Source organism: Mesorhizobium sp. M5C.F.Ca.IN.020.32.2.1 (assembly GCF_004023105.1).
Taxonomy (GTDB): domain Bacteria; phylum Pseudomonadota; class Alphaproteobacteria; order Rhizobiales; family Rhizobiaceae; genus Mesorhizobium; species Mesorhizobium wenxiniae.
On record NZ_RZSX01001399.1, the window covers coordinates 1 to 940 of the forward strand.

2 protein-coding genes are annotated in these 940 nt (G+C 65.6%); both read right to left on the reverse strand.

The genetic code is table 11. The features are described 5' to 3' along the window. Window positions 1-217, reverse strand: a 217-nt coding sequence (locus tag EOA86_RS36315) for a DUF4279 domain-containing protein (RefSeq protein WP_128345811.1), incomplete at its 3' end; no start/stop codon positions are given. Continuing rightward, window positions 210-911, reverse strand: a complete 702-nt coding sequence (trmD, locus tag EOA86_RS36320; RefSeq protein ID WP_128345812.1) for a tRNA (guanosine(37)-N1)-methyltransferase TrmD — start codon at window positions 909-911, stop codon at window positions 210-212. The genes trmD and EOA86_RS36315, both read right to left, overlap by 8 nt. Between the last annotated feature and the right edge of the window lie 29 nt (window positions 912-940).

The window sequence follows — 940 nt, forward strand, 5'->3', positions numbered from 1 at the left end:
CCTGACTGTCGAGTTGATCACCTTCACCGTATTCCGACGATAATCGCCACATCCCGGTCCGCGCCACCCGAGGCGGACGATTTGGAGGATAGGTATGAAGTTCGCCCTTCTTGATGGCGTAGGTCGGTTCTCCGCCCAGCAGTTGGGTCAGCTCAATGGGGTCGAGATCGTCGCCAAAGAACCTGAGACTGGCCGAGCTTTGGGCGATCTCAGCCATTGCTGGTTTTGCCGTTTGACAGCAGGTCCGGCCGCCGCTCCTTCGTCAGCCTTTCCGCTTCGGCGTGCCGCCATGCGGCGATGTTCTTGTGATTGCCCGAGGTGAGGACTTCGGGGATTTGCCGGCCCTCGAATTCCTGCGGCCGCGTGTAGTGCGGATGTTCGAGCAGGCCGTTTTCAAAGCTCTCTTCATCGCCCGACACCGCATTCCCCATCACGCCGGGCAACAGCCGCACGACAGCGTCGAGCAGCACAAGGGCCGCCGGCTCGCCGCCGGAGAGGATGAAGTCGCCGACCGAGACCTCTTCCAGCCCACGCGCGTCAATCACCCGCTGGTCAACGCCTTCGAAGCGTCCGCAGACGATGACGACACCCGGCCCGGCGGCCAGTTCACGCACGCGGGCCTGCGTCAGCGGCTTGCCACGCGGGCTCATCAGCAGGCGCGGGCGCGGATCGCCCTCCGGCGAGACGTGGTCGATGGCGCTAGCCAGCACATCGGCGCGCATCACCATGCCGGCGCCGCCGCCGGCCGGCGTATCGTCGACGGTGCGATGGCGGTCGCTGGCGAAATCGCGGATCTGGATTGCTTCCAGCGACCATGTGCCTGATACCAGCGCCCGGCCGGCCAGCGACAGGCCGAGCGCGCCGGGAAACATCTCGGGATAAAGCGTCAGCACCGAGGCGGAAAAACTCACCGGTTTCCCCCGGCGTCCTTGGGCCCGCG